Origin of the sequence: Humibacter sp. RRB41 (assembly GCF_022761015.1) — a bacterium.
Taxonomy (GTDB): Bacteria; Actinomycetota; Actinomycetes; order Actinomycetales; family Microbacteriaceae; genus Humibacter.
This window is the reverse complement of sequence record NZ_JAKWJQ010000005.1, coordinates 131,676-155,655: the sequence shown is the minus strand read 5'-3', so window position 1 is coordinate 155,655 and position 23,980 is coordinate 131,676. Positions and strand designations below refer to the sequence as shown.

The following is a 23,980-nucleotide window of genomic DNA, read 5'->3' as shown; positions in this document are numbered from 1 at the left end:
AATAGCCCGATCCGTGGCGAGGTCGCTCTGCAGCGAACGCCCCGGAAACCGGCCGCAAGCCTCTGAACGTCGACCAGAAAAGGACAATCCATGACTCTCATCGCCGGCGTCGACTCCTCGACGCAGAGTTGCAAGGTCGTGATCCGGGACCTCGAGAGCGGGGAGCTCGTGCGCTCCGGCCGTGCCGGGCATCCCGACGGCACAGAGGTCGACCCCGCAGCGTGGTGGAAGGCCCTTGGCGAGGCGATCGCCGAAGCGGGTGGACTGGACGACGTCGCGGCGATCTCGATCGGCGGGCAGCAGCACGGCATGGTGGTGCTGGATGCCGACGGCCACGTCATTCGCGACGCCCTGCTCTGGAACGACACGCGAAGCGCCGACGCGGCGACCGCGCTCACCCAAGAGGTGGGTGCTGCGGCCTACGCGTCGCGCGCGGGGTTGGTGCCGGTCGCCTCGTTCACCGCGACGAAGCTGCGCTGGCTGCGCGATGCCGAGCCGCAGAACGCAGCGCGCGTCGCAGCGGTCGCTCTCCCGCACGACTGGCTGACCTGGCGTCTGCTCGGTTACGGCCCGGCCGACGAATCACCGCTCGGCCCCCAGCTGGACGCACTGGTCACCGACCGCTCCGACGCGTCGGGCACGGCCTATTGGTCGCCCGACGACAACGGTTACGACCTCGCGCTCTTCGAACTGGCACTCGGACGAGCCGGTCGTGAGGCGCGAGGCGCCGACGCGGCGACGGACGAGGGAGGCGAGGCATCCGACACTGTGGTGCTGCCACGCCTGCTGGGCCCGGCTGAGTCGGCAGGCACGACCGTCGAGCAGAGTGGAGTGGTTCGGGTACGTGCTGGCGTCATCGTCGGGCCGGGCGCAGGCGACAACGCGGGCGCCGCGCTCGGGCTCGGGGCGGCATCCGGCGATGTGGTCATCTCACTAGGCACCAGCGGAACGGTCTTCGCCGTGACGGACGGCTCGGCACACGACACTTCCGGTGCCGTCGCGGGGTTCGCGGATGCCTCCGGCCGATTCCTGCCGCTCGTCGCCACCCTGAACGCCGCACGTGTGCTCGGCTCGATCGCCGACCTGCTCGATGTGGACTTCGACGGGCTCGCCGACCTCGCGTTGCGCGCACCGGCAGGCTCGGAGGGCGTCGTGCTCGTTCCGTACTTCGAGGGAGAGCGCACCCCGAATCTGCCGAACGCGAAAGCGAGTCTGCACGGCCTCTCGATCGCCTCGACGCGAAGGGAGAACATCGCCCGCTCGGCCGTCGAGGGCATGCTCACCGGACTCGCCGCCGGTCTCGATGCCGTGCGCGCCGTCGGCGTGCGCGAGCGACGCCTGCTGCTGGTCGGCGGCGCGGCGCTCAACCCGGCGGTTCAGGCCGTGGCCGCGCAGGTGTTCGACGCGCCGGTCGTGATTCCGGCGCCGGGCGAGTACGTAGCCGACGGCGCGGCCGTGCAGGCGGCGTGGGTGCTCACCGGGTCGCGGCCCGAGTGGCCGCTGGACGTGGTCGCGCGGCCGGAGCCGGACCACCGGCCGGTCATCCGCGAGCAGTACGACCGGTACGCGGCGCTGGCAGCGTCCGGAAGCTGAGCAGCCCCACCATCCCACCAACCGTGCCGACTGAGCCCTGCTGTTCAGATGAGCGCCGCCACCTCACCGACCCTGCTGTAGTACGCCGCCAGATCCGGCTCGCTGCGCGGCGGCAGCAGGATGACGCGGTCGACGCCCGCATCGGCGAAGCGACGCACCCCGGCAGCGACCTCGTCCACCGTGCCGGTCAGGATGCGTTCGGCCGCGTCCGCAGGAGCGCCGCCGTCCCAGTCCGCGACCGCCCGCGCCAGACCATCCGCGCCGAAGGTCGTCGCCGCATAGGCCACGACATCGTGGGCGCCGCCGCGTCCCTCGTCGACGCGTCCCGCGCGCACCTCAGCGGCGGCATGAGCGACCTCATCGATGGTGTGCCTGCTGTCGAGCACCGTTCCGTCGGCGACCGCACCGCTGAGCCGCAGCGTCTTCGGGCCTTCTGCCGAGGCGTACACCAGCGGTACGACAGCGGGCGGCCAGTCCAATCGCACGCGATCGAGCGTGACGTAGCGGCCGGCAGTCGTGATCTCGTCGTCGGCCAGCAACGCACGCAGCGCGGGCACGTACTCGCGCATCAGCGTGAGAGGTGAGGCGACGCGTGCGCCGACCTGCGACATCCAGGACTGCACGCCGTGCCCGAGGCCGGGGAGCAAGCGGCCGGGAAACATCCTGGCCAACGTCGCGATCTCCATCGCGGTCACCGCGACATTGCGCAGCGGCATCGGAGCGATGCCGATCCCGACGCGCAGCGACGACGTGACGGACAGTGCAGCGGATGCCGCAGCGAACGCCGACTCGCGAAAGCAGTCCTCCCACAGCCAGAGCTCGGCTACGCCGCCCTGCTCCGCCGCGATCGCGGCCTCGAGCAGCGCCTCAGGCGGATTCGGATACGGGTTGAAGATGGCACCGACGCTGGTCATGCCCCGACTCTGCCACGCACGGGCGACGTCCGGGCGTCAAGGTCTGAGCACCACGGCTTCTGCGCGTGAGGCGTCCGCGCGTTCGGAGCCGGATGCTTCGTCTGCCGCTCGATCACGGAACGGCCGACCGCGCTTCGGTGTCTCCGTGCTCAGGGGAAGCGGCTTCACGGCGGCGGCCGCCGCCCGCGCAAGCAGGCCCTCGGTGTGGTCCAACCAGCGCAGCTCGCCGTCGAGTCGGAAGATCTGCCCGTCCACGATGAGCAGATAGGCCAGGTCTTCCGGCGTCGTCGGCTCGTCGATGGCTTGTTTCGTGCGGGTCAGGTCGCGGAGGAGCGCGAGCGTCGACATCCGCTGCACCTGCAGCACCTGCGCCACGTCGACGCCGGGCAGTGTCGAGGCGATCGCCAGTTTGATGGCGAACTCGTCGCGTGTGGCCGACTGCCGATCGACCGGAGAAGCCAGCCACGATGCGACCGAGGCGTGGCCGGCATCCGTGATCTCGTAGTAGGCACGACCCTCAGCGTCTGCCTCACCCTTCGCGATCAGGTCGTCGCGTTCGAGGCGATCGAGGGTCTGGTAGATCTGGCCGACGTTGAGCGGCCACGTTCCGCCGGTGCGGCGATCGAACTCCGTTCGCAACTGGTACCCGTAGCACGGGCCTTGATCCAGGATCGCGAGAAGGCTTTGACGAATCGACATGGCATCTTTATATACCGAGTAAGTGCATACCCACGATAGCGGGGCGCGTGTCGCAACGGATGTCGCAGCGCATGTCTCAAGCGCATGTCTCTGCCGAACGATGCCGCCGACCCGGCCGGAAGCCGCTCGGATACCGGGGGCTACGCCACCAGGCTGCCGGCCGCGAGCACCGCACCCGCTCGATGCAGCCACGTGGTCGGCTCTGCGATCGCCGCCGCGACGTCGCCCGCGAGTTCCGTAAGAGACGCGGATGCCGTGAATCCCCTCGGCTCGACCGCGAGCGACCCTGCGACGAGGGCGACCGGCACTCCCCGTTCCCCGGCCCGCCGAGCGACGATGGCGGGCGCCTTTCCCCCATCGGTCTGGGCGTCGTAGCGACCCTCGCCGGTGATGACCAGGTCGGCTTCGGCGAGCGCGGTGTCCAGCCCGATCGCGTCGGCGACAGTGGAGGCGCCCGAAACCAGCTCGGCACCCCACGCGAGCAGACCGAACCCGGTGCCGCCCGCGGCGCCCGCGCCCGGTGCCGTCGGATCGGCTGGCACCCCCGTATCGCGCAGAACCTCCGCCCAGTGAGCGAGCGCGGCATCGAGCAGGGCGCGCTGGGCGGCATCCGCCCCCTTCTGCTCGCCGAAGACGTTCGCCGCGCCGGATGCGCCGAGCAGCGGATTCGTGACGTCACTGAGCACGAGCGCACCGCCTTCAGGCAGCGCGCGAAGCTTCGACAGATCGACGGTGACGACCTCCATGAGCGCGCCCCCGCCCAGCAGCACGGAAAGCCCTTCGGCGTCGAGCATTCGAGCACCGAGCGCTGTGAGCACACCGCCGCCGCCATCCGTCGACGCGCTGCCTCCGATGCCCAGGAGCAGTCGGGAGACGCCGTGGTCCAACGCCGCGGCGATCGTCTGCCCGAAGCCGAGCGTGTTCGCTGCCAGCGGGTCGAGTCTGCCCATCAGTGGCAGACCGCTCGCCTCGGCGAGTTCGACCACCCCGGTTCCCCCCGGCAATTCGGTGGTCGGCGGGAGCAACACCCAGGATGCCTGCGCCACCCGCCCGTCCGGCCCCGTCACACGCACGGGAAAGCGCCGGGCTCCCGGCACGGCCAGCAGGAACGCATCGAGCGTGCCCTCGCCACCGTCGGCCATCGGAAGCTCGACGATCTCGTCGTCCGGGCGCACGGAGAGCCATCCGTCGGCGATCGCCTTCGTCACCTGCACGGCGGAGGCCGAGCCCTTGAACGAGTCCGGTGCGATCACGATGCGCATGGGTTCACTCTGCCGTTCAGGTCGCGAAATCTGTCGATACTCCGGTCGGATGCCAACAGATTTCGCGACTGGAGCGGGTGTGCGGGTGTCGGGGTGTCGGGGTCTCGTCAGAGGTACGGCGCGACCACGCGGGTGAACGCCTCGGAGACCTCGCACGCGACGTCGTCGTAGGGGCGGGCCCAGACATCCGCGTTGAAGATCTCGCACTCGATGTCGCCCGTGTAACCCGCCTCGACGACAGCGTCGGTGAGCGAGCGAAAGTCGATGTGTCCGTCGCCCGGCACTCCGCGCCCGAGCAGAACGTCGGCAGGCAGCGGCGTCAGCCAGTCGCACACCTGATACGACGCGATGCGGCCGAGCCTGCCGGCCCGGGCGATCTCGGCGAAGACGTTCGGATCCCACCACACGTGGTACGTGTCGACGACGACGCCCACCGCCGGCCCCGCGGAGACCGCGAGGTCTATCGCCTGGCCGAGGGTCGAGACGACGGCGCGGTCGGCGGCGAACATCGGGTGCAGTGCTTCGACGGCGAGCGTCACGCCGGCGGATGCCCCGAACGGCTCCAACGCGCCCAGAGCGTCCCGCACCCGCTCGCGTGCGCCGACCAGGTCGCGTGACCCATCGGGCAGACCGCCAGCGACCAGCACGAGCACCGCGGCCGAGCCGTCTGCTCCTGCTGCGGCGAGCGCTGCAGTGTCGTCGATCGCGCGACGGTTGTCGTCCAGCGCCGCGTTGCGTTCCGGTCCGTCCGGCGCCGTGAAGAATCCGGCGCGGCACAGGCTGGAGACCCGCAGGCCGGAGTCCGCGATCAACCGCGTCGCGGCATCCAGCCCGATGTCGGCGACCGGCTCGCGCCACACCCCGATGCTCTGGATGTCCGCGCTCTTCGTCGCCGCGATCGCTTCGGCGAGCGACGCGAACTTCACCGTCGCCTGGTTGAGCGAAAATCTCGGGTGCGCGCTCACGCCACGACACCGTTCAGCGCGAGCAGCCCGCTCCAGCGCGCGGCGGCGAGCTCGGGACGTTCCAGCGCGCCGGATCCGTTCGCCAGCCGTACGATCTGCGACAGGTGCGGCAGGCTGCGTGCGGAGTGCAGGCCGCCGACCATGGTGAACGATTCCTGATGGCCGTTCAGCCAGCTGAGGAACGCGACACCGGTCTTGTAATAGAAGGTCGGGGCGGCGAACACGTGCCGGCTGAGCGCCTCGGTCGGGCGCAGGATGCGCTCGTAGGCACCCGCATCGCCGTCGTCGAGTGCGCGGATCGCCCTCGCCGCCACGGGAGCTACGCCCGCGAACGCTCCCAGCAGAGCGTGCGAGAAGTGCCCGGGTTCCTCGGCGCCGACCGGGCCGGTTCCGTCGCCTCGGATGAGGTCGACGTAGTTGAAGTCATCACCGGTGAACATGACCGCCCCGCTCCCGGACGACACGTGCGGGAGGCGGGCGCGTACCGCGATCTCGGCGTCGGCATCCAGCAAACTCATCTTCACGCCGGAGACCGTGCCTAGGTTGTTCTCGATGATGCGCAGCAGGGTGTCGGTTGCGGCGTTCAGGTCACCGTCGGGGCCGGCGAAATAGCCCCTCAGCGCCGGGTCGAACGCCTCGCCGAGCCAGTGCAGGATGACCGGGCCGTTCGCCCGAGACAGCACCGCGTCGTACACGCGCTCGTAGTCCGCCGCCGACTCCGCGGCCCTGGCCAGATGACGGGATGCCATCAGCACGACCCCGGCGCCGGTGCTCTCCGTGTACTCGAGTTGCGAGACGTACGCGTCGATGACGGCATCGATCGAGATGACCTCGTCGTCCACGTGGTCGGTGTTCACGCCCACCACGAGCGCGCCGTCGACGGATGCCGCCTCCCGCGCACTGCGCGCGATCAACTCGCGCGTCGCCGCAGCGTCGAGACCCATGTTGCGCTGTGCTGTATCCATCGCATCGGCCACGCCAAGGCCTTGCGACCACACGTGATGCCGGAATGCGAGGGTGGCGTCCCAGTCCAGGTCGGCCGGAGCGCCCGGCACATTCTCGGCGTACGGCTTAGGAATGACGTGGGCGGCGGCGTAGGCGGTGCGGGAGCGTAGCGGCGTCGCAGGCGTGAGCGTCGGCTCGTGCTCGACGAGCGGCTCCGTGCTCACGGCGCCAGAGGCATCCAGCAGCAGCAGATCTGTCATCGCGCGGCCCCGGCGAGCTCGCCGTTCTGCCCGGACTGAGCGTGCTGCTCGAGGCGCCCGAGGTTCGCGGCGGTCACCTCCGGCACGACGACGCGTGCGCCGGTGCGGGAGCTCTCGAGCCCCTTCTCCGCCGTCAGCACGCCCCGCGCTCCGGAGAGGAAGTCGTACGGGAACGGCGCGTCCTCGGCGACGTGGCGGATGAACTCCTCCCACTGCACCTTGAATCCGTTCTCGAACACCTCGGTGTCCGGCACCTCGTGCCAGTCCGACGCATAGTCGTGCGTGTCGGGGATGTCGGGGTTCCAGGTCGGGCGCGGCGTCGCGTTGCGCGGCTGGATCTTGCAGCCGAACAGCCCGACGACGGCGCTGCCGAGCGTTCCGTCCACCTGGAACTCGACCAGTTCGTCGCGGTTCACGCGTGTTGTCCAGCCGGAGTTGAGTTGCGCCGTGATGCCGCCTGCCAGGTCGAAGACGGCGTAGGCGGCGTCATCCGCCGTCGCCTTGTAGGTGCGGCCGTGCTCGTCGACGCGCTCCGGAATCTCGGTGACGGCCCGCGCATAGACGGACTCCACGCGGCCGAACAGGTACTCCAGCACGTAATTCCAGTGCGGGAACATGTCGACGACGATGCCGCCGCCGTCTTCGGAGCGGTAGTTCCAGCTCGGGCGCTGGGCGGGCATCCAATCGCCTTCGAACACCCAGTAGCCGAACTCGCCGCGCACCGAGAGGATGCGGCCGAAGAACCCGGAGTCGATCAGGCGGCGCAGCTTGCGCAGGCCCGGCAGGTAGAGCTTGTCGTGCACGACGCCGTTCTTGATGCCTGCTTCGTCGGCGAGGCGGGCGAGCTCGAGCGCCTGCTCGAACGATTCAGCGGTCGGCTTCTCGGTGTAGATCGCCTTGCCCGCTGCGATGGCCTTCTTGATGGCGGATGCTCGCGCCTTCGTCACGAGGAAGTCCGCGTACACCTGCCACCGGTCATCCGCCAGCGCGGTGTCGAGATCGGTCGTGTAGTGCTCCAGTCCGTGACGCTGGGCGATCTCGGCGAGCTTCGCCTCGTTGCGGCCGACCAGCAGCGGCTCGACCTGCACGCGCGTGCCGTCGGAGAGCTCGACGCCGCCCTGCTCGCGGATGGCGAGAATGGAGCGCACGAGGTGCTGTCGGTAGCCCATGCGTCCGGAGACGCCGTTCATGATGATGCCGATGGTCGACTCTGACACGGTGGTTCTCTTTCGATCGGTGAGGATTTCAGCACGGCTGGAAAGCGCTTACCGATAAGATAGCAGGCACGATGGAGCGTGTACAGCCGCGGGTGCCGCCCCGCGACCACAACCCCATGACCACGGCGCCATGACCGCAGGCCGACGGCCGACAGCCGCAGTCCAGCGCAACGACCGCACTTCAGCGACCGCAGTCCAACCGCAGTCCACCGACCGAAGTCCAACGACCGAAAGAGCATCGTGCCCGCCAGAATCACCGTCGTCTCGGGATCGGGACGCTACGCCGACCCGTGGCATCCGTTCGCGACCACGTCGGCTCGGGTCGCCGAGATTCTGCGCGATGCCGGTCGCGACGTGACGGTGACCGACGACGTGGATGCCAGTCTCGCCGCCCTCGCCGACCCAACGGGCCTCGCCGACTCAGACGACCTGCCCGAGCCGGCCGGCCGCACCCACCCGGCCGGCCTCGCCCATCCACCCAGCTCCATCGACCCGGCTACGCACGACCCCGACCTGCTCGTGCTCAACGTGGGCGCCGGCAGCACGCCGGAGGACCGAGCCGTTGTTCAGAGTTCCGACGAGCGCGCCGCGCTTCCCCTCTCCGCCGCGGATGCCGCCACACGCGACGGCCTGCTCGGCTACCTCGGCCGCGGCGGCGCACTCCTGGTGCTGCACGTCTCGTCGACGAGTTTCGGATACATGCCGGAATGGGAATCCATCCTGGGCGGCATCTGGCTTCGCGGAACGTCCATGCATCCGCCGTACTCGCTCGCCCACATCGAGGTGGCGACGGATGCGCACCCGATCGTGGCAGGCATCCGCGACTTCGACGTGAACGACGAGCGATACTCGCACCTGCGGGTTTCACCCGACGTGACCGAGCTCGCCTGGCACGACCTCGACGGCGCTCGTCACCCGGTGCTCTGGGCGCGCGAGCGCGGCTCCGTCCGGGTCGTCTACGACGCCCTGGGTCACGACTCCGCCTCGTATGACGCGCCGGCGCATCGCGCGCTGCTGCGCCAGGCCGCAGCCTGGTTGCTGGGCTGACCTGAGTTTGCATCGCCTCACCCACCAGCCACCCACCCACCCTCCCACCCACCCACCCACCCTCCCACCCACCCACCCAAAATCGTCGAACCCCCACGAAGCTGCCGAGCCACCACGATGTTCGCGCGAATATAGGGGGTGGCTCGGCAGGTTCGTGGGGGTTCGACGGCTTCGTCGAGGCTGGGCGGCTCGACGTGCCTCCAGCACTCTGCCTCCACACGGGCCGCGCTTCCACAGTTCTGGGTTCGGCCGCCCTGAGCCCCTTCGGGGCGCAGATCATCTAGCCATGCCTCGTGCGATCACCCTGGCGGAAGTACCGAAACTGCTTCGGTCTCGCAGCGACCTCATCGAACTCGGGATGTCCGACCGTGCGATTGCGAGAGCCGTCACCCACGGCGAGTTGCACCGCGTTCGACGCGGTTGGTTCGTCTCGCGCCAAGAGTGGGACGATCTCTGGCCGGAGGGAAAGCATCTTGTCCATGTGGTGGCCGTCGCGCGAGACTCGCGCGGGTCCGATCCGGTTCTCGCGGGTGTCTCCGCGGCCGTCCTACACGAGCTTCCGCTCTACCGGCTCGCCCCGAAGCGTGTCGACCAGCTCGTCGCGGACCCGCGTCACGTTCGCAATTCACGAGATGTGATGCGCCACGAAGGCACGCTTCCGAACACGGACATCACGCGCATCGGTGGTGTGCGCGTGACCACTCTCGAACGGACGCTGGTCGACCTGGCACGCACAGTCACGGCGGAAGCAGCGGTCTCCGCTGCTGATGCCTCGCTTCGGAAGGCAGCCGTTCGACGCAACGTTCCCGACGATGACCTCACAGATGCCTGGCGAGATTCGATGGAGAAGTTGCTTTGCGACGCGCGTGGGCAGCGCGGCATCCGTCAAGCACGCTGGGTGATCGCGTTCGCCGACGGGCGGGCGCAACTGCCGGGCGAGAGCGTGAGCCGACTGCAGTTGCACCGGCTCGGGTTACGAGACGTAGACCTCCAAGTGCGTGTCCCGGCTCCAGACACAGGCAACTATTGGGTTGACTTCGGCCTCAACGAGTTCGATGTCTTCGGCGAGTTCGACGGCAAGGGCAAGTACACGGACGCGGCACTCCGGTCGAACCGGACTATCGAGCAAGTGATGCTGGACGAGAAGCACCGGGAGGACTGGATCCGCGGAACCACTGGTCGCAAAATCATTCGCTGGGGCGACAAGCACGCCGCAAGTACGACCGCACTCGCCGCCCGCCTCACCTCATTCGGGCTGAAGCTTCCCCGGTGACCACACCCATCCGCCCGGCGCGGCGAACCACCACATTGCTGCCGAGCCACCCCCTGAATCACGCAATTACGGTGGTGGCTCGACAGCAATATGGGGGCTCGGCAATACAGTGCCGGGTCGACGCAGGAGCTCCAGCTCAGGCCCTCGCGTCGTCGACTGCGCGACGGAAGGCGTACTGCGCGTTCGCGAACACCGCGTACAGCAGGATGCCCGGCGCGAGCGCCGCCCCGACCACCGGCTGCATAAGCACCGCCGTGCCGATCAGCCCGACCATCGCCAGGGCGACGAGGCTGAAGTACCAGCGCCGCACGGCAAGGAAAACGGATGCCTTCGCCACCGCCTTCAGCGACGCCCGCTCGAAGACGACGAGGCCCGTAACGACGAACAACGTCGTCGCGACCGAACCGAGGCTGAGCACGACCAGCAGCGGTCCGAGCAGCGGAGCCCACACGGTGCCCGCCATGACTGTCGCGTCGAAGAGCGCGAGGCCGACGATCACCGCTGTCGCAAGGCCGGCGACGAATGCCGTACCCGCGCGTCGCCGATATCCACGCCAGAACGCGGCGAACGGACGAGGCGGTCCCTGGCGCAGCGAGCGGAACACCTCGAACGCGCCGGCCAACGACGGCGCGAGCGTGAGCGACAATGGCAGGAAGAACGGCCAGGATGCCAGCGGGTCCACCGTCACGAACAGCATCGCCGCCAGCGGCAGGTTGAAGACGACCAGCAGCACGTCGACCATGAGCATCGCGTACGCGTAACCGAAGATGGTCTCGACGGTCTCGTGCTGCAGGAAACGCGGCTTGCGCCGGGGCGCGAGCGCGGTCATCCCTTCATTCCGCTCGTCGCGATGCCGCTGATGAAGTAGCGCTGACCGAGAAGGAAGATCACCAGGATCGGGATGATCGAGATCACCGATCCGGTCATGATCATCGCGTACTGCGCGGAGTACTGGCCGATGAACGACCGCAACCCGATCTGCACCGTCCACAGTTCGTTGCTGGAGAGATAGATGAACGGCCCCATGTAGTCGTTCCACGTGTTCACGAACGTGAGCAGCGCGAGCGACGCGAGCGCGGGCTTCGACAGCGGCAGGATGATGCGGGCCCAGATTCCGTAGTCGCTCAGGCCGTCGATGCGGGCTGCCTCGTTCAGATCGTCCGGGATGGTCATGTAGTACTGCCGCATCAGAAAGACGCCGAACGCGCCGAACGCCTGCAGCAGGATGAGCGCGGTGAACGTGTTCGTCAGCCCCACCTTCTGCATGATCACGTACTGCGGGATCATGTACGCCTGCCACGGCACGGCGATCGTGGCGATGTAGGCGAGGAACAGGGCATCCCTTCCGGGGAAGCGCACCTTGGCGAAGCCGTACGCGGCGAAGCTTCCGGTGAGCACCTGCAGCAACGTGATCACGATCGCGAGGAAGGCGGAGTTCGCGAGGTATCCGGCCATCGGAATCTGCTTCCAGATGTCCGAGTAGTTGCTCCAGACGAACTCCTTCGGAATCCACTGGATGGGCACCGTGAGCACGTCGTTGTCGTGCTTGAACGACGATGACAGCATCCAGATGAACGGCAGCAGCACCACGACGAGCAGCACGATGAGCACGAGATACATCAGCATCCGGCCGAGGCGTGAACGGATGCGACGCCTCCCGCGCCGCTGCGGCGTGCGGCTCGGATGCGTCGTTCCGGTCTCGAGCTCCTGCACGAGGTCCGAGGTGAGGGTGGACATCAGCGCTCCCTCCTCTGCTGGATCCTGAATTGGAAGACGGTGACGATCAGCACGATCACGAAGAGCACGAGCGAGATCGCCGACGAGTAGCCGAACTGGCCGTTGATGATGCCGTCCTGGTAGATCAGCTGCGACAGCACGAGGGTCGCACGCCCCGGCCCGCCTTGCGTCATCACGAAGATGAGGTCGAACACCTTGAAGCTCGAGACGCTGAGCAGCACCAGGACGAGGAAGGTGGTCGGCCGCAGCGACGGCAGGGTCACGTTCCAGAACTTGCGCCAGCGGCCGGCTCCGTCCATCGACGCCGCCTCGTAGTACTCGTTCGGAATGGCCTGCAGTCCGGCGAGGAACAGCACCATGTAGTACCCCATGTCGCGCCAGACGCTCGTGATGATCACGGCGGGCAGCGCCCAGGTGGTGCTGGCGGTCCAGCCCGGCGCGTTGGCGATGCCGATGGCGTGCAGGAACTGGTTGATCGGACCGCTCGTCGGGTCGAACAGCATGTTCCAGACGATCGCGATCGCCACGAGCGATGTGATGTACGGGAAGAAGATGGCAACTCTGAAGAAGGCGATGCCGCGCAGCTTCTGGTTGAGCAACAGGGCGAGGCCGAGCGACAGGGCGAGCGTCAACGGCACGTGGCCGAGCGCGTAGAGCAGCGTGTTCCCGAGCGCGACGTGAAAACTGTCGTCGCCGAACAGGCGCACGAAGTTGTCGATGCCTGCCCAGGTCGGCGGGTTGTAGGCATCCCAGTTCATGAACGCGAGCACGAAGGCCGCGATCACGGGCACCAGGGTGAAGAGGGCGAACCCGAGGAAGTTCGGCAGGATGAAGCTCCAGCCGATCAGGATGCTGCGACGGCGCATCCTTCGACTCGCCGCTTTGCGAGTCGGCGTCGGTGCCGGTGTCGGCGTCGACGCTGCCGGCTGAGTCCGTTCAGTGATGGTGGTCATGGTGTCGTCTCCGGCTCGGCGAACCGCTCCGTTCTCGTGAGGGGATAGGGGCTGCGGCCGACCCGGGCACCTTGCTTCCCAGGTCGGCCGCCGCGCGGTGGAAGGCTACTGGTTCAGCACTTCCGACTTGACTCGGCTCTGCATCTCTGCGAGCCCGGCATCGACCGACTTGCTGCCGGTCATGATCAGCTGGTGCTCCTGGTTCAGGATCGTGCCGATCGCGGCTGTGTTCGAGGCGACCGGGGCATCCAGCTCGATGGTGTTCGGGTTGAAGGCCGTCTTCGACAGTGCGTCGGAGGGCATTCCTTCGAGGCCGAAGTAGGCCTTCGTGATGTCGGCGCTGTGGTAGGCGGGAACGATGCCGATGGATGCCACAGCCTTGGCGCCGTCAGCACCCGCAGCGAACTTGATGAACTTCTTCGCTGCTGCGACGTTCTTCGAGTTCTTGTTGATGCCGAAGCCGGTCGGCCCGCCGTCGGTGGTGACCTTTCCGTTCGCCTTGATCTGGGGCAGGGGGGCGATGCCCCAGTCGATCTTGGTCGTTCCGGTCTTCCCGTCAGCGAGCAGAGGAGCGATCAGCCAGGTGCCCATCGGAACCATGGCAGCCTTGCCGGTCTCGAACATGGTCTGGTAGCTGGTCTGCTGGCTGTTCGCCGTCGCCCAGTCCATGGTCGTTCCGGCCTTCTGCATGCCCAGCGTGGTGTTGTACTGGTTCTTCATCCAGCTGTAGTCGCTCGGGTCGTTGGGGTTGCCACCTGTCTGCGCCGCTGCGATGCCCTGAACCATCGAGTTCCAGGTGTGGATGTATGCGCCGTAGACCTTCGAGTCGCCCGTGCCCTTGGTCAGCTTGGCCGCGTCGCTCGCGAATTCCTTCCACGTGAGGTTCGTGGGGTCTGCGACACCGGCGGCTTTGAACATGTCCTTGTTGTAGAACAGTACGGAGAAGTCCTGGCGGTACGGGATCGCATACGTCGTGCCTTTGAAGTCGTACTGCGACAGCGCCGGGATCTTGTCGGACGGCAGCGCCTTCGCGACGTCGTTCAGGCTCACGAACTGCTTCTTCGCGGCGTACCCCGCGTAGTCGGTCAGGTTCTTCACCGTGATGATGTCGGTCGTGTCACCGCCGGCGAGCATCGTCGTCACCTTGTCCTCGTAATTCGCGGCGAGGATGTCGACGGGCTGGATCGTGATGTCGGGATTCGCCTTCTCGAAGGCATCGAACAGCGCCTTGAACTCCGGCGTCTGCTTGTAGTTCCACACCGAGATGCGCAGCGTGGTCTTGCCTCCCGAGGCGGATCCGCCCGACGACGAGGTTCCGGCGCAGCCGGAGAGCGCGAGCGCGAGCGCGGCGGTGATCGCGCCGGCGGCGATCAGTGATCGTTTCATGAGGAATAACTCCCTTGTTATCTGTGACTGACTACGTGGTCGATGGTGCTGTGCGCCGCAACGAATGCGGAACGTGCTGTGGAATGTGCTGCGGAACGTGCTGGGCTGCCTCCCGGGTTTCGTGCTCGTCTTCGTCTCGCGGCCGCGTCAGGCGCTCAGCCGCAGGTCCTCGCTCGTGATCTCGTCGATGAGCGGTTCGCCCGACGCATAGCGCTGCAGCTCATCGAGCGCGGCATCCGTCATGCGATGCAATTCCGTGCCGAGCGACCCTGCGAGGTGCGGCGTCACCATGACGTTCGGGAGCGTGAACAGTACCGAGCCGGCGTCAAGCGGCTCGGGATCGGTGACGTCGAGTACCGCGTTCAGGCGTCCCGCCGCGCACTCGCGCTCCAGCGCGGTCGTGTCGACGAGGCTCCCGCGGGCGGTGTTGATGACAGTGGCGTGGTCTTTGAGGGCCGCCAGTTCCGCCGCTCCGATCATGTGGCGCGTCGACGGCAACTCAGGGGCGTGCAGCGACAGCACGTCGACCTGCGGGAGCAGCTCCTCGAGCGGGACGAGCCGCGCTCCTGCCGCAGCGACCTCCGCAGGGTCGGCGTAGGGATCGGCGACGAGGCAGGTCACGTCGTCCAACTGGCGCACCAGGTCGACGACGCGACGGCCCACCCGGCTGAATCCGACGACGCCGATGGTGCGGCCGAGGTTCGACAGTTCGCCGTAGCGTTCGAGAACGGCGCCCTGTCCGCGCCGCGCCTCGGGGTCGGCCGCGATGAACGGGGCCTTCTTCCCGGCGAAGATGATCGCAGCGAGCGTGAACTCGGCCACCGGCACGGCGTTCGTCTCGGCGACGCTCGACGCGCGGATGCCGCGCAGCCAGAACTCGTCGGTCACCTGCGGCCGGATGGTACCCGCGCAGTGCAGCATCGCCCGCAGCCGGGGCATCCTGTCGAGCGTGCGGGCATCCAGCCGCGGAGCTCCCCACCCGGTGAGCAACACCTCCACGTCACGCAGACGACCGGCCAGTGCCGGGTCGTCGAGATCGTCCGCCCACACGGGCTCTGGCACCCTGGCCAGTCGCTTCAGACGTGCGAGTCGTTCCGCGTCGAATTGACGCTCGAAGACGTCGCCGGCCATCACGACAAGCGCTTCGGGTCTGCTCGGGTTGGTCATTCTTGTTCGTGCTCCAGCGGATTCATCGGGTCGATCACTGCGACTGAATCGCCGTTGCGTCGTCGCGATGAACAGTAGATACTCAATCCCGATCGCAAACAAACAGAGCGATCATACTCGAACATAAACGCAACAAAACAACCGGATTGCAGAGAACAGCACCGATGCTGGAAACACCTCCGTCCACGTCCGCAACCACCGAGAACGGAGCCGCACGGCGGTCCCTGGCCACGGCTCCGGCAAGCCCTCCCGCCGGCATCTGCCTCGATCCCGCCGAATTCCGCGGCCCGCTCTTCGAGCACTGGGCCCAGCGGATGCGCATCGAAGGCCTCGTGAGGTCACTCCCGGAGTCGCTTGCTGCGTTGCGCGCCAGGGTCGGCATCCCGTCGAGCGCTGACCGCGCGACGTGGCTCGGCATGGACGAGCCGACCGTGCGGGCCGTCGAAGACATCGCAGCCGGCCTGCGCGGCACGCCGTGGCCGCAGGCGAGCGCCACCCGGTTCGCGCGCTACGTGCGCGACGGCGATCGCGTGGAGTACGAGGCCGCCGTCATGGCCAGGCGGGACCGCCTGGCGGCGGCCGTGGTGACCGCCGCCGTCACGGATGCCCAGGAGTGGCTCGACGAAGCGGCCGACGGAGTCGTGATGATCTGCGAACAGAGCACCTGGTGCTGGCCGGCGCACGACGACGCCCACGAACGGCGCGGCTTCGTGCTCTCCGACGCCGACTCCCCCTATCTCGACCTCGGCGCGGGAGAGGTCGTCGCCCAGTTGGCCGTGGCCGACCACGTGCTCGGAGAGCGGTGGGATGCCTCGTGGCCGGGCCTTCGGGAGCGCATCCGCCGCGAGGCCGACGTGCGCGTGTTCACGCCGTTCGAGTCCCGCGACGACTTCTGGTGGCTGGGCTTCTGGCGCGAGGTCAACAACTGGAATCCGTGGATCATCGGCAACGTGCTGCTCGCCGCGGTGCTGTTGCTCGACGACCGCGACCGCGTCGCGCGCATCACCGCGCGAGCGCTGGAGAGCCTCGACCGCTACGTGGCGACGCTGCCGGACGACGGTGCGATCGACGAGGGCGTCGCGTACTGGTGGAATGGTGCCGGACGCATGCTCGAGTGCCTCGACCTGATCGCGAGGATCACGGGTGGTGACCTCGATGCGTCGGGCATCCCTGTCGTGCGCGAGGTGCTTCGGTTCCCGATGCGCATGCACCTCGGGGGCGACTGGTACGTGAACGTCGCCGACGGCCCGGCGAGGATCTCGGGTCAGCAGCCGTGGCAGCTGCCGTTCCGCTGGGGCACTCGGCTCGGCGACGATCGCATCGTGGCGTGGGCGAGGGCGGCGCGACGGCCCGGACTGCCTGCCGGCGATGTCGGGTCGGGACTTCCCCGCCTGCTCCGATCCTTGAGCGACGCCGAATGGATCGCGACGACGCCGTCAGCCCCGCCACTCCCCCGGTGCGTCTGGCTGCCGTCCGTGCAGGTGCTCGTCGGCAGGGCGCACCCCGGCGCAGTCGACGGCCTCACGCTCGCGGCCAAGGGCGGCACGAACGGCGAGAACCACAACCACAAGGACCTCGGCTCCTTCATCGTCGCCGTCGACGGACTCCCGCTGATCGTCGACATCGGCAAACCGACCTACACCGCGCAGACCTTCGGTCCCGATCGCTATGACATCAGGGCGATGCAGAGCGGATGGCACAACGCACCGACACCGTTCGGGCTCGAGCAGGGCGACGGCGCCGGCTTCCACACCGACGTCGTGCGGGCGCCGTCGGTGGCGGCTGAGCCAGGAAACACCCCGCGCCAGGGGGCGAACGACGAGACGCTCCCGATCGAGCTGGAGCTCGAGCTGGGTGCTGCGTATCCGCTGCGGGAAGGCGACAGCTGGCGGCGCACGTTCCGGCTGGCATCCGCTCGCCGCATCGAGATCGATGATCGCTGGCTGCTTCATGGCGAGCCGGATGCCCCGGCGCTGGCGCATCTCGTCGTCGCCGGCGTCGTCGAGGCGGCGGGCACGGGCATCCGTGTCTCCCATGATGGCGCGGGGATCGTCATCACGACATCCGAGGAGGTCACGCCCACCGTCGAGGTGTGGGAGCTCGACGACCCGGAGCTCATCGCGGTGTGGGGCGCTCAGCTGACACGTCTCACGTACGAGATGCACGCATCCGCCGGCAGGCTCACGACGATCATCGAGGAGGCGCGATGAGCGGCACGGGCGACCAGCTGTTCGCGCTGCAACGGCGCGAACGGATCATGGACGAGGTGCGCGAGCACGGTTCGGTCAGCGTCAGTGACATCGCGCCGAAGCTGGGCGTGAGCGAACTGACGATCCGCCGCGACATCAACGCCCTGGCAAGTCAGGGGCTCGTGACCAGGGTGCACGGCGGCGCGACGCTGCGCAGTTCGATCGAGCCGGGCATCTCCCCCGGGCTCGCCGGCTACGACCCAGCGGTGACGAAGTACACGATCGGGCTCGTCGTGCCATCGCTCGACTACTACTGGCCGCCGATCGTGAACGGTGTTCGGGCTCAGGCTGCCCAGCTGCGCGCCCGCGTGCTGCTGAGAGCGTCGACGTACGACGTGCGCGACAACCGGCGACACGTACTGGCGCTGCTGAACTCTCCCGGCATGCACGGGCTGATCGTTGCGCCCGACACCGCTGGCGACGAAGGCCTCGAGATGCTGCGCTGGCTGGATTCCCTGCCGGTCCCCGTCGTGCTCGCCGAGCGGCGGGTGCGGCCGGCGGCCGCCGCGCACCGGCTGGAGTCCGTCGTCACCGACCACGTGACAGGTGCTGCGCAAGCGGTGCGTCATCTGCACGCGGCGGGCCACGAACGCATCGGGCTTCTCACCCAGTCCCAGAATCCGACCGGGCGATACGTGCGCAAGGGCTGGCTCGCCACCCTGCGCCTGCTCGGGCTGCCGACCGATGTGGCCACGATGGACGACATCCACTTCGACGCGTCGGGCGGCGAGCGCGCCATGAACGAAGCGCTACGACTGTGCAGGGCGACCGGAACGACAGCGGTGATCGTGCTGTCCGACCCGCAGGCGCTCGCTCTCGAGCAGCACAGCCTCGACCGGGGCATCCGTGTGCCTCACGATCTGGCGATCGTCGCGTACGACGACGAGGTCGCCCGGTTCGGCGACCCGGCGATCACCGCAGTGCGACCGCCGAAGCACTACGTGGGCCGTGAGGCCGTCAACCTGCTGATCGCGCGCCTCGAAGCCGGCGAGGGGCGCCCGACCCACCGGGTCAAGCTCATGCCGGAGTTGCACGTTCGCGACTCGTCGCTGCCCACCACCATCAGCCAAGGCGAAGCGGATGCCACGCCGAGAACAGACGAGGACGTGACGGCGTGATCATCGACCTTCCGCCCGAGAACCGTGAGCTCTCCCCCTACACGGGCTGGACCCGCGATCACTGGGCCGCGATCGCCGACCATCTGCTGCTGTCGCTCCGGCCCTACTTCTCCGCGACGCGCAGCCGCGTACTGCCGCCCGGGCGGGCCAGCTGGAGCGGCATCGACAGCGACGGCCTCGAGGGATTCGCGCGTTCCCTGCTGCTCTACGCGTTCCGGTCGAAGGGCGAGAACGGGCGCGATCCGCACGACTTCACCTCGTGGTACCGCGCCGGACTCATCGCCGGAACGGATCCGGCCAATCCCGAACGCTGGCCGACGGCGCGCGAGGTGGGTCAGGCGAAGGTGGAGGCGGCATCCATTGCGCTCGCGCTGCAGCTCACCCGTCCTTGGTTGTGGGAAACCCTCTCGGATGCCGACCGGCAGCACGTCATCGACTGGCTGGCGCAGGCTGCGGAGGGCTGGTATCCGGACAACAACTGGCTGTGGTTCCGCATCACGGTCGAGACGTTCCTCGCGTCGGTCGGCGGCCCGCACGATCCGCGTCGCATCTTCGTCGATCTGGCGACCATCGAGTCGTACTACCGCGCAGACGGCTGGTACGCCGATGGCGAGCTTCGCGCATTCGACTACTACTGCGGCTGGGCGATGCACGTGTACCCGCTGCTGTGGGCGACGTCCGCCGGAGCGGATGCCTTCGGTTCGGCGGCATTGGATCCCGTGTTCCGCGGCCGCCTCACCGAGTTCCTCGACGACTACGTGGCACTCGTCGGCGCCGACGGGATGCCCGTGCTCCAGGGACGCAGCCTGATCTACCGGTTCGCGACCGCGGCGCCGCTGTGGATGGGCGCCGTCACCGGCGCGACGCGACTGTCGGCGGGGGAAACCCGGCGGGCGGCATCCGGCATTCTGCGCGCCTTCGTCGAACACGACGGCATCGACGAGCGTGGGCTGCTCACCCTCGGCCTGCTCGGTGAGTGGCCGGCGATGGCGCAGACGTACTCGGGCTCCGGATCGCCCTATTGGGCGTCGAAGGGGATGCTCGGACTCATGCTTCCCGCCGACCACGAGGTCTGGAACGCCGTCGAGGAACCCCTGCCTGTCGAGCGTGTTGACGTGCGGCGGGTCATCCGCCCGGCCGGTTGGCTGGTGAGCGGCACCGCGTCGGACGGCGTCGTGCGCGTCTACAACCACGGGACCGATCACGCCCTCGCCGGTGATCAGGCAGGGGACTCGCCCCTCTACGCGCGGTTCGCTTACTCGAGTGCGACGATTCCGCCGCTGGTCGGCGAGACGATCGACTCGCCCGTCGACAACTCGGCCGGCGCCCTCGACGCCGACGATCGCTCGACGCACCGCACGGGCTTCACTCGGGGCGTGATCGGAGACGACGGCATCGCCGCCTTTGCCACGTCGGCGGCGGACGCGCACTGGGTGGACTCGTCCGCCGTCACCGCTGCGCCGGACCACGGATCCGGACGCGAGGGGGAGGTCACCAGTGGGCCGCGTCTTGCGACGGCGTCGGTGGTGCGCGGAGCCTGGGAAGTGCGGGCGGTGCTGGTCGGCGGCGAACCAGGCGGGGCATCCAGAGCGGTCTCGCTCCGCGTCAGCGGATGGCCGATCGCGTCGGATGCCGTCCCGCACGGGTTAGTCGAAGAGGGCTCATCCCGCGTGGAAGCAAATGCCCTCGTCGCCGAGTTGGTCGCGCTGACGTCCGGCTCGTGCGCATCCGTGCACCGCGAGGCAGGAACGTCGCCTCTCGGAGCGAACGTCGCCGTGCCGTGGCTCACCTTCGACGATGCGGCTCCCGGCGACGCCGTGATCGTCGCCTCACGCCTCGGCCGCGACGACTCCGAGCCGCCCGTCGCCCGCGTCACCCCCGCCCGCACCCTCGAGGTGACCTGGCCCGACGGCGCAGCCACAGCGGTCGCCCTCCCCTGACCTCTCTCCCCCTTGTCGTCGACCCGGCACTGTATTGCCGAGCCGCCCCTCTGTTCACGTGAATACGAGGGCGGGCTCGGCAACACAGTGCCGGGTCGACGTCGGTGGTGGGGTGGGGTGGGGAGAAGGGGGGTGGGGCTCAGCGCGCGGGGGTGCTGGCGCGCAGGCGCACCTCGCCTGCGAAGGGGGTGCTGAGGGCTTCCGTGTCGTCTTCGGCCAGCGCCAACTCCAAGGCCCGCTCTCCGAGCTCGCGGAGCGGGAGCGCGACCGTCGTCAGGCTCGGCACGACGTCTTGCAGGGTCTCGATGTCGTCGAAGCCTGCGACGGCGATATCGACGCCGGGGGTGAGTCCGCGCTCTCGGATCGCCGTCATGGCACCGACGGCCATCACGTCGGTGACCGCGAAGACGCACTCCGGCCGGATGCCGGCATCCAGCACCGCGAGCATGTCGCTGTAGCCCGCTTGCCGTGAGAATCCGCCATGGACGACCGCGCGCGAATCCGGCTCGATCCCGTGTCGCCTCAGCGCCTCGGTGAAGCCGCGCGCTCGGTCGGCCGGGGTGACAAGACTCTGCGGCCCGGCGAGCACGGCGAAGTCCCGGTATCCGAGCTCGACCAGCGCGTCGGCGAGGCGTCCTGCACCGTCCGCATTGAGTACAGGCACGGCGCGGAACGCGTCGGCCTGCGCGCCGATCAGCGCCACCCGCCCGCCGTGCTGCTCGACGACGTGCAGCTCGGCCGAGACGGCGGCCTCGGTCTGCTCGTCGACATAGCGGCTGCCAGCGACGATCACCGCGGTCGGACGCTGACCGCGCAGAGCGGCGATCGTCTCCAGGACCTGCTCAGGCTCGGTTCCGCCCGACGACATCGTGACGACGAGGTTGTGCTGGTGCGCCGCCTCGACCACTCCGGCGGCAATCGCCGAGAAATAGGGATCGGCGATGTCGCCGACCACGAGCGCCACGGTGCGGCTGGTGCCGCGCGCAACAGCCTGCGCCTGAACGTTGGCGGTGTATCCGAGCTCCCGAGCGGATGCCTCCACGCGCTCCTTGAGCCCGGGAGCCACCGTGCGCACGCTGCCGTTGAGCGCGCGCGACGCAGTGGCGAGGGACACACCCGCGTGCTTGGCGACATCCGAGAGCTTGGCCACGCCCTGTACCGGCGACCCGTCGTGCGTCGCTGCGTCCTCTTCTCGTGCGGTCACACTGCCACTCGCCTTCCCATCGTCCCTATTCTCACGGCGCAGACGGCGCGACGACGACCTGGCACGCCCTGCGGCCGCGCGAGGTGCGGCGACCTATTTGATGCCGGTGGTGGCGATACCCCTGATGAGGAAGCGCTGGCCGACCAGGAATGCGATGAACACCGGCACGAGTGAGACCACCGACATCGCGAACAGGGCGCCCCAGTTGCCGCCTGTCTGGTTGTCGATGAATTGACCGAGCGCGACCTGCACCGTCCAAGTGTGCGGCTGCGTGAGGTAGACGATCGGACCGAAGAACTCGTTCCACATCCAGATGAACGTGAAGATCGTCGTGGTCGCGAGCGCCGGCGTCATCAACGGCAGGATGACGCGGAAGAAGATTCGCGGATGCCCGCAGCCGTCGATGCGCGCCGCTTCGTCGAGTTCGCGTGGGATCGCGCGGATGAACTGCACCATCAGGAAGATGAAGAAGGAGTCGGTACCGAGCACCTTCGGCAGAATCAACGGCCAGAACGTGTTCAGCATGTGCACCCACGAGAACATGATGTACTGCGGCACCAGAGTGACCTGGAACGGCAACATGATCGTCAGCAGCATGATCGTGAACGCGACACGCTTGAAGCGGAACTCGAGGCGCGCGAACGCGTAGGCCGCCAGGGAACACGCGAACAGGTTGCCGAGAATCGCGCCGATCACGATGATCACGGAGTTGCCGAGGTAGAGACCGAACGGCGACGCCAACGCGTTCCAGCCCGCTGTGTAATTGCTCCAGTCGAAGTGGTCGGGAATGATGCTCGGATTCGTGAAGATCTCGTCGTTCGGCCGAAGCGAGCTGACGACCATCCACAGCAGCGGATAGATCATCACGATGGCCAGCGCGATCATGATGACGTGCTTGACCACGCTCCGAACCGGTCGTCGCAGACCGCGCGACGATTCACGCCCCCGACGCTTCGCCGGCACGAGCAGGGCCCTGGTTGCGGTGTCAGTTGTCATAGAAGACCCAATACTTCGAGGTGACGAACGTCACAGCCGTGATGATCGCGATGATGATGAACAGCAGCCACGCCATCGCGGAGGCGTAACCCATATCGAACTGGTTGAAGCCCTGCTGATACAGGTAGAGGGAATAGAACATCGTCGAGTCCGACGGTCCTCCCGTTCCACCGGAGACGATGAACGCCTGCGTGAAGGACTGGAACGCACCGATCAACTGAAGAATGATGTTGAAGAAGATGATCGGCGACAGCATCGGCAGCGTGATCCGCAGGAATCGCATCCATCGGCCGGCCCCGTCGATCGACGCAGCCTCGTAGTACATCTCCGGAACCTGACGCAGACCGGCGAGGAAGATGATCATCGGTGCGCCGAACGTCCAGATATTGAGCAGGATGATCGTGCCCAGCGCGAACTGCGGGTCCGAGATCCAGCCGGGCAGGTTGTGCAGCCCGACGAGTCCGAGCAGCTGGTTGACCAGCCCACCCTGGCCGAAGATCTGCCGCCAGAGGATGGCCACCGCAACCGAGCTGCCCAACAGCGACGGCAGGTAGAACACCGACCGATAGAACGGAAGCGCACGCATCCCTCTGTCCAGAAGCATGGCTGCAGCGAGCGCGACGATCAGCTGGATCGGCACCGACACGAACACGTACTCGAACGTCACCCTCAGTGAGTTCAGCAGCCGCGGGTCTTGGAACATGCGGATGTAGTTCTGCACGCCGATGAACTGCGGCGACTGGATCAGGTTGTAGTTCGTCAACGAGATCCACAACGACGCGATCATCGGCCCCGCCGTGATCAAGACCACGCCGAGCAGCCACGGCAGCAAGAAGAAGAAGGCCGCTTTGTTGTCGCGCTTGCCCGTCGTCTTGGATGAGCGAACCGATCGCAGTTCTTCGAAGACGCTCACGGGAGCCCCCTAGTAGTCGACGTTGAAAACATGGTGTAGATCGTGAGCCGATGCACCCGGGCAACAGTTGCCAGGGCATCTTCGCCATTCCATCGGAAAGCGCTTCCCCGTGGATGTTCGAGCAAGGCTACCTGCGAAGCCC

The 23,980-nt window shown here is 67.8% G+C and carries 20 protein-coding genes; 6 read left to right on the top strand and 14 right to left on the bottom strand.

From position 1 onward, the window contains the following. Nucleotides 1-90: 90 nt before the first annotated feature. Entirely contained in the window at nt 91-1,593 is a 1,503-nt protein-coding gene (locus MJ603_RS14375; protein WP_243064428.1) for a xylulokinase, read from the top strand. A 44-nt stretch (nt 1,594-1,637) separates the two neighbouring features. On the opposite strand, the gene MJ603_RS14370 is transcribed toward MJ603_RS14375, so the two are convergent. From MJ603_RS14370 to MJ603_RS14345, 6 genes are all read right to left on the bottom strand, one after another. Beyond that, nucleotides 1,638-2,507 (bottom strand): LLM class flavin-dependent oxidoreductase, encoded by an 870-nt coding sequence (locus MJ603_RS14370; RefSeq protein ID WP_243064427.1) that lies wholly within the window; start codon nt 2,505-2,507, stop codon nt 1,638-1,640. 36 nt (nt 2,508-2,543) lie between these two features. Then, a complete protein-coding gene (locus MJ603_RS14365) occupies nt 2,544-3,206 on the bottom strand; it encodes a PadR family transcriptional regulator (protein WP_243064426.1) in 663 nt (220 codons plus the stop codon). 140 nt (nt 3,207-3,346) lie between these two features. Further along, on the bottom strand, nt 3,347-4,468 hold the full coding sequence (locus tag MJ603_RS14360) for a glycerate kinase (RefSeq protein ID WP_243064425.1): 1,122 nt from the start codon (nt 4,466-4,468) through the stop codon (nt 3,347-3,349). 107 nt (nt 4,469-4,575) lie between these two features. Next, nucleotides 4,576-5,433 (bottom strand): sugar phosphate isomerase/epimerase, encoded by an 858-nt coding sequence (locus MJ603_RS14355; protein ID WP_243064424.1) that lies wholly within the window; start codon nt 5,431-5,433, stop codon nt 4,576-4,578. After that, complete coding sequence (locus tag MJ603_RS14350) at nt 5,430-6,638, bottom strand: dihydrodipicolinate synthase family protein (protein ID WP_243064423.1); 1,209 nt, start codon at nt 6,636-6,638, stop codon at nt 5,430-5,432. Before MJ603_RS14350 ends, MJ603_RS14355 begins: the two co-directional genes overlap by 4 nt. Further along, nucleotides 6,635-7,828 (bottom strand): Gfo/Idh/MocA family protein, encoded by a 1,194-nt coding sequence (locus MJ603_RS14345; protein ID WP_243064562.1) that lies wholly within the window; start codon nt 7,826-7,828, stop codon nt 6,635-6,637. Before MJ603_RS14345 ends, MJ603_RS14350 begins: the two co-directional genes overlap by 4 nt. Nucleotides 7,829-8,095: 267 nt before the next feature. On the opposite strand from MJ603_RS14345, the gene MJ603_RS14340 reads away from it, so the two are divergent. Together MJ603_RS14340 and MJ603_RS14335 are read left to right on the top strand one after the other, a co-directional pair. Beyond that, a complete protein-coding gene (locus tag MJ603_RS14340; RefSeq protein ID WP_243064422.1) occupies nt 8,096-8,902 on the top strand; it encodes a ThuA domain-containing protein in 807 nt (268 codons plus the stop codon). A gap of 286 nt (nt 8,903-9,188) precedes the next feature. Beyond that, complete coding sequence (locus MJ603_RS14335; RefSeq protein WP_243064421.1) at nt 9,189-10,175, top strand: type IV toxin-antitoxin system AbiEi family antitoxin domain-containing protein; 987 nt, start codon at nt 9,189-9,191, stop codon at nt 10,173-10,175. Nucleotides 10,176-10,311: 136 nt separating this feature from the next. Here the strand turns inward: MJ603_RS14335 and MJ603_RS14330 are convergent, their stop codons facing one another. The 5 genes from MJ603_RS14330 to MJ603_RS14310 form a co-directional block, all read right to left on the bottom strand. Further along, nucleotides 10,312-11,004, bottom strand: a complete 693-nt coding sequence (locus MJ603_RS14330) for a hypothetical protein (protein ID WP_243064420.1) — start codon at nt 11,002-11,004, stop codon at nt 10,312-10,314. Beyond that, on the bottom strand, nt 11,001-11,912 hold the full coding sequence (locus MJ603_RS14325; protein ID WP_243064419.1) for a carbohydrate ABC transporter permease: 912 nt from the start codon (nt 11,910-11,912) through the stop codon (nt 11,001-11,003). The genes MJ603_RS14330 and MJ603_RS14325 overlap by 4 nt, the downstream gene beginning before the upstream one ends. Next, nucleotides 11,912-12,865, bottom strand: a complete 954-nt coding sequence (locus MJ603_RS14320) for a carbohydrate ABC transporter permease (RefSeq protein ID WP_243064418.1) — start codon at nt 12,863-12,865, stop codon at nt 11,912-11,914. Before MJ603_RS14320 ends, MJ603_RS14325 begins: the two co-directional genes overlap by 1 nt. 105 nt (nt 12,866-12,970) lie before the next feature. After that, the gene (locus MJ603_RS14315) at nt 12,971-14,251 is read right to left on the bottom strand and encodes a sugar ABC transporter substrate-binding protein (RefSeq protein ID WP_243064417.1); all 1,281 of its coding nucleotides are present in this window, start codon (nt 14,249-14,251) and stop codon (nt 12,971-12,973) included. Nucleotides 14,252-14,398: 147 nt separating this feature from the next. Then, nucleotides 14,399-15,418, bottom strand: a complete 1,020-nt coding sequence (locus tag MJ603_RS14310; RefSeq protein ID WP_243064416.1) for a hydroxyacid dehydrogenase — start codon at nt 15,416-15,418, stop codon at nt 14,399-14,401. A gap of 164 nt (nt 15,419-15,582) precedes the next feature. Between MJ603_RS14310 and MJ603_RS14305 the strand changes: the two genes are divergently transcribed. The 3 genes from MJ603_RS14305 to MJ603_RS14295 are packed head-to-tail and all read left to right on the top strand — an operon-like array spanning nt 15,583 to nt 20,725. After that, nucleotides 15,583-17,628 (top strand): heparinase II/III family protein, encoded by a 2,046-nt coding sequence (locus tag MJ603_RS14305; protein WP_243064415.1) that lies wholly within the window; start codon nt 15,583-15,585, stop codon nt 17,626-17,628. After that, entirely contained in the window at nt 17,625-18,785 is a 1,161-nt protein-coding gene (locus MJ603_RS14300) for a substrate-binding domain-containing protein (RefSeq protein ID WP_243064414.1), read from the top strand. Before MJ603_RS14305 ends, MJ603_RS14300 begins: the two co-directional genes overlap by 4 nt. After that, complete coding sequence (locus tag MJ603_RS14295) at nt 18,782-20,725, top strand: DUF2264 domain-containing protein (protein ID WP_243064413.1); 1,944 nt, start codon at nt 18,782-18,784, stop codon at nt 20,723-20,725. Before MJ603_RS14300 ends, MJ603_RS14295 begins: the two co-directional genes overlap by 4 nt. A gap of 139 nt (nt 20,726-20,864) precedes the next feature. On the opposite strand, the gene MJ603_RS14290 is transcribed toward MJ603_RS14295, so the two are convergent. From MJ603_RS14290 to MJ603_RS14280, 3 genes are all read right to left on the bottom strand, one after another. Then, nucleotides 20,865-21,929 carry a LacI family DNA-binding transcriptional regulator gene (locus tag MJ603_RS14290; protein WP_243064412.1) on the bottom strand — a complete coding sequence of 355 codons (1,065 nt, stop codon included), beginning with the start codon at nt 21,927-21,929 and terminating at the stop codon, nt 20,865-20,867. 93 nt (nt 21,930-22,022) lie between these two features. Then, nucleotides 22,023-22,925: a carbohydrate ABC transporter permease gene (locus MJ603_RS14285; protein WP_243064411.1), complete on the bottom strand. Its 903-nt coding sequence runs from the start codon at nt 22,923-22,925 to the stop codon at nt 22,023-22,025. Further along, nucleotides 22,915-23,838 (bottom strand): carbohydrate ABC transporter permease, encoded by a 924-nt coding sequence (locus MJ603_RS14280; RefSeq protein ID WP_243064410.1) that lies wholly within the window; start codon nt 23,836-23,838, stop codon nt 22,915-22,917. The genes MJ603_RS14285 and MJ603_RS14280 overlap by 11 nt, the downstream gene beginning before the upstream one ends. Between the last annotated feature and the right edge of the window lie 142 nt (nt 23,839-23,980).

Excerpts from the sequence above, each read along its gene's own strand:
- MJ603_RS14360 (WP_243064425.1), bottom strand. The coding sequence starts at position 4,468 with ATGCGCATCGTGATCGCACCGGACTCGTTCAAGGGCTCGGCCTCCGCC.
- MJ603_RS14350 (WP_243064423.1), bottom strand. The coding sequence starts at position 6,638 with ATGACAGATCTGCTGCTGCTGGATGCCTCTGGCGCCGTGAGCACGGAG.
- MJ603_RS14345 (WP_243064562.1), bottom strand. The coding sequence starts at position 7,828 with ATGAACGGCGTCTCCGGACGCATGGGCTACCGACAGCACCTCGTGCGC.
- MJ603_RS14365 (WP_243064426.1), bottom strand. The coding sequence starts at position 3,206 with ATGTCGATTCGTCAAAGCCTTCTCGCGATCCTGGATCAAGGCCCGTGC.
- MJ603_RS14285 (WP_243064411.1), bottom strand. The coding sequence starts at position 22,925 with ATGACAACTGACACCGCAACCAGGGCCCTGCTCGTGCCGGCGAAGCGT.
- MJ603_RS14315 (WP_243064417.1), bottom strand. The coding sequence starts at position 14,251 with ATGAAACGATCACTGATCGCCGCCGGCGCGATCACCGCCGCGCTCGCG.
- MJ603_RS14325 (WP_243064419.1), bottom strand. The coding sequence starts at position 11,912 with ATGTCCACCCTCACCTCGGACCTCGTGCAGGAGCTCGAGACCGGAACG.
- MJ603_RS14330 (WP_243064420.1), bottom strand. The coding sequence starts at position 11,004 with ATGACCGCGCTCGCGCCCCGGCGCAAGCCGCGTTTCCTGCAGCACGAG.
- MJ603_RS14305 (WP_243064415.1), top strand. The coding sequence starts at position 15,583 with ATGCTGGAAACACCTCCGTCCACGTCCGCAACCACCGAGAACGGAGCC.
- MJ603_RS14370 (WP_243064427.1), bottom strand. The coding sequence starts at position 2,507 with ATGACCAGCGTCGGTGCCATCTTCAACCCGTATCCGAATCCGCCTGAG.
- MJ603_RS14375 (WP_243064428.1), top strand. The coding sequence starts at position 91 with ATGACTCTCATCGCCGGCGTCGACTCCTCGACGCAGAGTTGCAAGGTC.
- MJ603_RS14300 (WP_243064414.1), top strand. The coding sequence starts at position 17,625 with ATGAGCGGCACGGGCGACCAGCTGTTCGCGCTGCAACGGCGCGAACGG.
- MJ603_RS14320 (WP_243064418.1), bottom strand. The coding sequence starts at position 12,865 with ATGACCACCATCACTGAACGGACTCAGCCGGCAGCGTCGACGCCGACA.
- MJ603_RS14335 (WP_243064421.1), top strand. The coding sequence starts at position 9,189 with ATGCCTCGTGCGATCACCCTGGCGGAAGTACCGAAACTGCTTCGGTCT.
- MJ603_RS14310 (WP_243064416.1), bottom strand. The coding sequence starts at position 15,418 with ATGACCAACCCGAGCAGACCCGAAGCGCTTGTCGTGATGGCCGGCGAC.